The following is an 8,167-nucleotide window of genomic DNA, read 5'->3' on the forward strand; positions in this document are numbered from 1 at the left end:
TGCTTCGCAGATTGGCGGGCTAGGAGGGCGACCATGTCGTTTCCGGTTGGGCGGCGGGGCCAGTTGCTTGCCGCCGTCGGGGTCTTTGTCGTGGGGTGTCCGGGCGCGGTTGCACAAGTGCGTCCGGCCGAGGAGTCCGCCGGTCCACCGATTCCCGCCATTCCCGCCGAGCCGCAACGCCTCGACCCGCAATCGCCGATGGCAGATCTTCCCGGTCTGGGGGTCGACTGGCCCGACCTGTCGAAGGCCCCGACTGAGCCCGTCGCCGCGACCAGCGCCGCCACGGTGACCGGCGAGGTCCGCTACAGCTACCGTGTCGACGGGATCGACAGCGTTGCCAGCGCGCTGCTGCGCGAACGGTTCGATCAATTGTCGACGCTGAAGGCGAATGACGGCCAGCCCGCCAACGCCGCACAACTCGATCGCCGCGCTCGCGAAGATGCGACGTTACTCACCTCGCTGCTCAAGGCGGACGGCTATTATGATGCGCGCGTCGCGACGCGGGTCGAGCCCAATACGCTTCGACCGCTCGTGGTGCTCGATGCCGATCCGGGGGTCCTCTACAAGTTCAGCGGAGTGACTCTGTCAGGAGTTGCAGGTGCAGGCGACAAGGAGGCGTTGCTGCGCAATGCGTTCGGCGTGCGTGCCGGCGACCCGGTCAATTCCGATACGATCGTTGCGGGACAGACCGCATTGGCCACGACGATCACAGACAAGGGCTTTCCCTTCGCGGTGGTCGGCGATCCCGCGATCGTCGTCGACCGCGCGGCGCGCACCGCGACGCTCGACGTGGCGGTCGTGCCGGGGGCGGAGCGGCGGTTCGGGCATGTCGTGATGACGTCCGGCGAGCAGGTGTTCGATGCGAAACACGTGCAGGATATCGCGCGCTTCACGCCCGGTAACCCGTATGATGCGTCCGCGCTGGTGGATTTGCGACGCGCGTTGATCCAGACCGCACTCGTCTCGACGGTCAAGGTCGAGCCGGTCGAGGGCCAGACCCCCGGCACGGTCGACATCGCGGTCGGCGTCGAACGCGCGCCGCCGCACACGATCGCGGGGGAGATCGGCTATGGCACTGGCGAGGGCGCGCGGTCGGAAATCAGCTGGACGCATCGTAACCTGTTCCCGCCCGAGGGCGGGCTGACGCTGCGCGGCGTGCTCGGCACGCAGGAGCAATTGGCGAGCGTCATTTTCCGGCGCAACAACTTCAAGGGCCGTGACCGGATCCTGACGGCGTCGATCACTGCCTCCAACCTGAAGCGTAACGCCTATCAGGCGCGCACGTTCGGGCTGGCGGCAAGCCTCGAGCGGCAGACCAACATCTTCTTCCAGAAGAAATGGACGTGGTCGCTCGGGGGGGAACTGCTGGCATCGGACGAGCGCGATGTGATCGTAACCACAGGTGCGCCGCGGCGGCGGACCTATTTCATCGGCGCGTTGCCCTCGACGCTCAGCTACGACGGGTCGGACGATCTGTTGAACCCGTCGCGGGGTTTCCGCCTGAGCGGGCGCTTCTCGCCCGAACTGTCACTGCAGGGCAACGTCTTCGGCTATTCCCGCGTCCAACTCGACGCGAGCACCTATCGCAGCGTCGCGAAGGGCACCGTGCTGGCCGGGCGTGTGCGGCTGGGGACGATCGTCGGCGCGCCGCGCGATGCGATCGCGCCGTCGCGGCGTTTCTATGCGGGCGGCGGGGCGTCGGTGCGCGGCTATGGCTATCAGGATATCGGCCCGCGCGACCCCAATAACGATCCGATTGGCGGGCGCAGTCTCTCCGAATTCTCGATCGAGGCGCGGGTGAAGGCGTTCGGCAATTTCGGTGTGGTGCCGTTCTTCGACGGCGGCAACATCTACACCAGCGCGCTACCAAGCTTTACGGGGATGCGCTACGGCGCCGGGATCGGCGTGCGCTATTACACCAATTTCGGCCCGATCCGGATCGACGTCGGCACGCCGGTCAACCCGGTCAAGGGCGATCCGCGCGTTGCGGTCTATGTCTCGCTGGGGCAGGCGTTTTGACCGATCCGGCAGCGCCCGAGACGATCGACACCCCCGCCGTCGCCCCGACGCCGCGGCGCTGGGGACGCAAGCTGCTGGGGGCGATCGTCGGCCTGATCCTGCTCGCGGGCGCGCTGGTGGCGTTGCTCGATACCGGGATCGGCCACCGCTTCCTGACCGACCGGATCGCCGGGCTGCGCCCGGCGAACGGCTTGCGCTACCAGATCGGGCGGATCGACGGGTCGATCTACGGCAAGGCCAGGCTGATCGACGTGCGCATTCGTGACCGGCGCGGGCTGGTGTTCGCAGCACCCCGCGCCGAGCTCGACTGGGCACCGCTGCGGTGGGTGCACAACCGGCTCGACATCACACGACTGCACATCGCGCAGGCGCGGCTCGAACGGTTGCCTGATCTCATTCCCTCGACGCGGAAACGGCCGATCCTGCCGTCGTTCGACATTCGGATCGGTGCGCTGTCGGTGGATCGGCTGGTGCTCGCAAAGGCCGTGACGGGCACCGAACGCGTCGGTCGTCTTGCCGGTCGCGCAGATATTCGCGGTGGCCGCGCGCTGGTCGATCTGGATGCGGCGGTCGCCGGCAGCGACACGCTGCGGCTCAAACTGGATGCCGCGCCCGACCGGAACATGTTCGACATCGACGCCCATGCGCGCGGCACCGCCAACGGGCTGCTTGCGAAACTTGCCGGCTTCGCCCGGCCGATCGCGCTTGATGTCGCCGGGCGCGGAACGTGGAAGCAATGGGACGGCCACGCGATCGCGGATGTCGGCACGGTGCGGCTGATCGACCTGAAGCTGACCAACCGCGCAGGAACGTATGCGCTCGACGGCGTGCTGATCCCAGCGCCGCTGTCGCACGGCAAATTGCAGACCCTGTCGACACCCCGCGTGCTGGCGCACGGCAGCGCGACGCTGGTCGATCGCCAGTTGAAGGGCACGCTGTCGCTGCGTTCGGGGTCGCTAAACCTGATGGGCGACGGGACGCTCGATCTCGCCGCGAACGCGTTCCGCTCCGTCCGGCTGCACGCTGTGCTGCTGCGCCCGAGCGGACTGTTCCGCAACATGAGCGGCCGCGCGATCGAACTGCGCGTGCTGCTAGATGGCGCGTTCGCCACCGCGCGGTTCGATTATCGGCTCGCCGCCAAACGGTTCGCATTCGATGCGACCGGGTTCGAGGACGCCTACGCCGCTGGCAGCGGACGCTTGTCCAAAGCCCCCGTACTGGTCCCGATCCGCTTCGTCGCCAAGCGCGTGACCGGGGTGGGCGACGTCGCGGGTGGGATCCTGCGCAATCTGACGATGCAGGGCGTGCTTCGTGTCACCGCGACGACGGTGACGGGCAACGCGATGCGGCTGACCTCGGACAAGCTCAACGGACGGTTCGATCTGCAACTCGACCTGCGCAACGGGCGGTATGAAATCGCGCTCAACGGCGGGTTGAAGCGGTATCTGATCCCCGGTCTGGGCATCGTCGATGTCGCGACGTTGCTCAAGGTCGTGCCCGGCGCAGACGGACATGGCACGCGCGTGATGGGGCAGGGGACCGCGCAGATGGCCCGGCTCGACAACGCCTTCTTCCGTTCGCTCGCGGGCGGGTTGCCGCGGATCGTCACCGGGCTCGAACGCACCACCGACGGGGTGCTCCATCTCAACAATCTGGTGCTGACCGGGCCGCAGATCCGCATCACCGGCAACGGCATCAGGCGGCGCGACGGGACGTTCCACTTCGAGGGGACGGGGACGCAGCAGACGTACGGCCCGCTGACGCTCAAGCTCGACGGCAAGATCGACCGGCCGACGATCGACCTGGTGTTCCAGCGGCCCAACGAGACGCTGGGGCTGCACGACGTGGTCGCGCATCTCGACCCGACCGAGGCGGGGTTCGCCTTCACCGCGCGCGGTGGATCGCGGCTCGGGCCGTTCACCGGCAATGGCGCGATCCTGTTGCCCAAGGGCGGCGGCGGGACGATTGCGATCGCCGATCTCGCGGTCAGCGGGACGCACCTGTCGGGGCCGCTCGCGATCGTCGATGGCGGCTTCAACGGGCGGCTCGCGGTGGCGGGCGGCGGCGTGACCGGGGCATTGCTGTTCGCGCCAGTCGGCGACAATCAGCGGATCGAGGCGCATCTCGACGCGCGCGCGGCGACGCTGGCGGACGGCATCACGGTCCGGCGCGCGCGGCTGGATGCGGTGACGGTGCTCGATCCGGCGGGTACGTCGATTGAAGCGTCGCTGACCGGGGGCGGGTTGCGGCGCGGGTCGCTGGTGCTCGGGCGGTTTGCGGGCAAGGCGTCGCTGCGTGGCGGGGTCGGCACGATCACCGCGTCGATCGCGGGATCGGGCGGGCGCGCGTTCGATATCCAGTCCGTGACGCAGGTTACGCCCGACCGCTACGTCGTATCGGCGCAGGGCACGCTCGACCGGCGCCCAATCAAGCTGGTGACGCCCGCAGTGCTTACCCGGGACGGCGAAGACGGCTGGCGGCTTGCCCAGACCGAGCTGACCTTTGCCGGAGGCGATGCGCAACTGTCGGGGCGGTTTACGCGGGGGGCCAACGCAATCATGGCCAAGGTTGCACACATGCCGCTTGCGATCCTCGACATCGGCTACCCCGGGCTGGGGCTGGGCGGGAGTGCGTCGGGGAGCCTATCCTATTCACAAGGCGGGACAAATCCGCCGACGGGGCGGATCGACATGACCGTCCGCGGGCTCACCCGCTCGGGGCTCGTACTAACCTCGCGCCCGGTCGACGTCGGTATCGCGGGGATCCTGTCGGCCGACCGGATCGCCGCGCGCGCGGTCGCGGCAACCGGGGGCAAGACCGTCGGGCGCGCGCAGTTGCTGCTCAACCTCCCCGCCGGGACCGATCTGGCGAAACGCGTGGAGGAGGCAGGCGTGTTCGCGCAACTGCGCTACGACGGTGCGGCGGACACTTTATGGCGGCTTACGGGCATCGAGCTGTTCGACCTGACCGGCCCGGTCGCGATCGGCGCGGATGTCGGCGGGCGCGTGAGCAACCCGCAGATCCGGGGCGTCGTCCAGGCGCGCGGCGCGCGGATCGAAAGCGCGACGACCGGCACCGTGCTGACCAACGTGGTCGCAAGCGGCCAGTTCGGCGGATCGCGGCTGACGATCGACACCTTCACCGCCGAGGCGGGCAAGGGCGGCAAGGTCGTCGGCAAGGGCGCGTTCGATTTCGGCGCGAACAGCGGGTTCGACCTGTCAGTCCAGGCCGACCATGCGGTGATGATCGCGCGCGACGATATCGGCGCGACCGTGACGGGCCCGTTGCGCTTCCTGTCGAACAAGCGCGGCGGGACGATCTCGGGCGAACTTCGCCTCGACAAGAGCCGCTACCGGCTCGGCCAGGCGACCGCGGCGAGCGCGGTGCCGCAGCTCAACATCCGCGAGATCAACCTGCCCGGCGGCGGGACCGAGGACGACGACGTCGCGCCCGCGCCGTGGCGGCTCGCGATCCATGCGCGCGCGCCCAACCAACTGATCGTGTCGGGGCTCGGCCTGCGCAGCGAATGGTCGGCGGACCTGCAGATCGGCGGCGCGCCCGACAATCCCGCGATTTCGGGCCGCGCCGATCTGGTGCGCGGCAATTACGACTTCGCCGGACGCACCTTCGCGCTGGAACGCGGCAAGATCCTGTTCACCGGCGACGTTCCCGCCAACCCCGCGCTCGACATTGCGGCGAATGCGAGCACCACCGGATTGAACGCGACGATCAACGTGACCGGGCAGGCGCTCAAGCCCGAGATCGCCTTCTCCAGCACGCCCGCGCTGCCGCAGGACGAATTGCTGTCGCGGCTGTTGTTCGGCACCTCGATTACCAACCTGTCCGCGCCCGAGGCGCTGCAACTCGCATCGGCGGTGGCGGCGTTGCAGAACGGCAAGGGCGGGCTCGACCCGATCAACGCCGTGCGGCGCGTGGCGGGGCTCGACCGGTTGCGCATCGTCTCCGCCGACCCGCAGACCGGGCAGCGGACCTCGGTGGCGGCGGGCAAGTACATCACGCGGCGCTTCTATGCGGAGATCGTGACGGATGGGGCAGGCTATTCCGCGACGCAGGTCGAGTTCCAGGTGACGCGCTGGCTGTCGGTGCTGTCGTCGATCTCGACGCTCGGGCGCCAGAGCGCGAACTTGCGGGTTTCCAAGGATTATTGAGAACGTCGGATGGGCGACGGGTATGTCTGACGTTGGTCGTCGGCGAACAGGCGGGTTTCGGGAAGGCTACGAAGGGACGGCGACAATCTGCGACGGTGGCGTGAATCGCGCCGACGGTAGACGTCGTGGTTCGTCTGCGACGGGCCCGAACGGGAATCCTGTCACAACAGCGAACGATCATATATTGGAACTGAAGAATAAACGCGTCGTCTAATGGACGGCTGACCAATGCCTACACATATTGAGCCAGTTCGAAGGACGCAATTCGGCATGGGCATTTCCGTTTTTACACCAGCACCCAAGCCGTTGAATGAATTTTCGAGAAGCCGCGCGGCCGCAGAATGGGCAAGAGACATAATCGCTGATTTGCCACGGTTGAAAAGGATATCGCACGAAGCCAAAGCGATTTTTGACGTCCGATGGTCCGGAATATCCGCCGTCGTTGATGACTGGCAACACGTCATTGCATCCTCCGGCGGAATGCTCGGTCTCTATCGACGTTCAACCGCCTTGAGCAGCTATGTGGTCGCGTACCCTTATCAACCGTTCTGCATTGCAAACGCACTTCAAGACGAGCGTTTTCATGGCAACCCGTTTGTCGAAGATGGCCTGATCGGCTTTTACGCGGGCGTTGCAATCTTTGATGCCGCTGGCCTGGCGGTGGGCGTCCTGTGCGTCACTCATCCACAGCCCCTCGAGATAATAGCGCCTGACGCACTCGAACTGCTGACGTCCCTAGCGCGGTCAGTGACCCCTCATGTCCTGCCCCGGTCGCCAGTACCGGAGTGATTGGACGGAAAAATTGGTTGTGGTGGATTGCGCGGAACCGCCGGGGCCTGTGTGGGGGAATTGTGCTGGGTGGGCAGCGAGACCGCAAAGCCCCTCCCCTTCAGGGGAGGGGTTGGGGTGGGGAAGTCCAGCAGAGCCCCGCTCTCTGCGAGGCACTTCCCCACCCCCAACCCAGCGCCGATTCGGTCACGCCCCTGGCATGACCTGAACAGCGCGGGGCGCCGTTCATGCGGCGCTCCTGAAGGGGACGGGCTTAAGAAGAAGTAACATCAGGCCCGCGCGCCCTCGATCACGCCGCCCGAATTATGCCGCAGCGATTCAGCACCGTCTCGACGATCGCGTCCGCATTGGGACTCACCTCACGGACGCATGCCGTCAGTCGCTGGTAAGAGGCGCGCCTTCATCGATGATCGTCGAAAGCTCGTCCCGCGCGGCATCGAGCGCGATTATCCGGGTCCGCGCATGATGAATGCGATCGACGTCGGCGGGCTCGCGGGTGACTGACGAGTCCTTCGCTGCCTCACGGGTGGCGAGTTCGATTACGGCCTGCCGGTATTCGGCGCGGGCCGTGGCGAGTGCTGCATCCAGTGCGTTTGTCAGTTCGTTTGGTGAAACCATTGCGTGCCTCGCTTGCGATGTTCTGCCGGAGGTTCCCGGCGTGCGGGGGCTGAACACGCCAGCAAGGCCGTAGTTGCTACAGGCGCGGGATTAGCAGACCTCGCCCCTCCATTCCGCGCACGGGACGCTGGTTCCCGCGGTTTGCCATGGCGCGCATTCGGTCCGAATGATGGCGCTGTCAGTGCTGAAGAGCGCGTCAGAATGGGCACATGTGGTGAAAATCTGTCGTTGCGGAGATTACGATGGGGAAGCAGACTCTCGTTCAAACTGTTCGTCATTCCCGCGTAGGCGGGAATCCCTTAGCACCGTCCGACCTGTACTGCGTAGTCAGCCAGTATGGATGCCCGCCGTCGCGGGGATGACGGAAAGGGGCCGTGGCCCCTAAAAACGTTTGCCCTCTGCGCATCTGGCTGAACAGCAATAATTGGTGGAGAGCGGTCCTTCCGCCTGGACTGGAACTACAGCCAGGCACGCGAACGCAACCCTGTGCTACGATCCAGTCCGACGAAGCACCGAACGATTGCGTGGCAGCCAAACCTCCTTGTTGTCGTTTGCCGAATTTACCTCCTTCA

General features: G+C 66.5%; 4 protein-coding genes. 3 read left to right on the forward strand and 1 reads right to left on the reverse strand.

Annotated features, from left to right (window positions below; all coding sequences use genetic code 11):
- The first annotated feature begins 33 nt into the window (after positions 1-33).
- The 3 genes from ABIC17_RS13010 (at position 34) to ABIC17_RS13020 (ending at position 6,977) form a co-directional block, all read left to right on the forward strand.
- Positions 34-2,019 carry an autotransporter assembly complex protein TamA gene (locus ABIC17_RS13010; RefSeq protein WP_354282307.1) on the forward strand — a complete coding sequence of 662 codons (1,986 nt, stop codon included), beginning with the start codon at positions 34-36 and terminating at the stop codon, positions 2,017-2,019.
- Positions 2,016-6,188 carry a translocation/assembly module TamB domain-containing protein gene (locus tag ABIC17_RS13015; protein WP_354282308.1) on the forward strand — a complete coding sequence of 1,391 codons (4,173 nt, stop codon included), beginning with the start codon at positions 2,016-2,018 and terminating at the stop codon, positions 6,186-6,188. Before ABIC17_RS13010 ends, ABIC17_RS13015 begins: the two co-directional genes overlap by 4 nt.
- Positions 6,189-6,458: 270 nt before the next feature.
- A complete protein-coding gene (locus tag ABIC17_RS13020) occupies positions 6,459-6,977 on the forward strand; it encodes a GAF domain-containing protein (RefSeq protein ID WP_354282310.1) in 519 nt (172 codons plus the stop codon).
- A 375-nt stretch (positions 6,978-7,352) separates the two neighbouring features.
- Here the strand turns inward: ABIC17_RS13020 and ABIC17_RS13025 are convergent, their stop codons facing one another.
- Positions 7,353-7,595: a hypothetical protein gene (locus ABIC17_RS13025; RefSeq protein ID WP_354282312.1), complete on the reverse strand. Its 243-nt coding sequence runs from the start codon at positions 7,593-7,595 to the stop codon at positions 7,353-7,355.
- Positions 7,596-8,167 lie beyond the last annotated feature (572 nt).

It is taken from the genome of Sphingomonas sp. PvP056, assembly GCF_040549155.1.
Taxonomy (GTDB): Bacteria; Pseudomonadota; Alphaproteobacteria; order Sphingomonadales; family Sphingomonadaceae; genus Sphingomonas.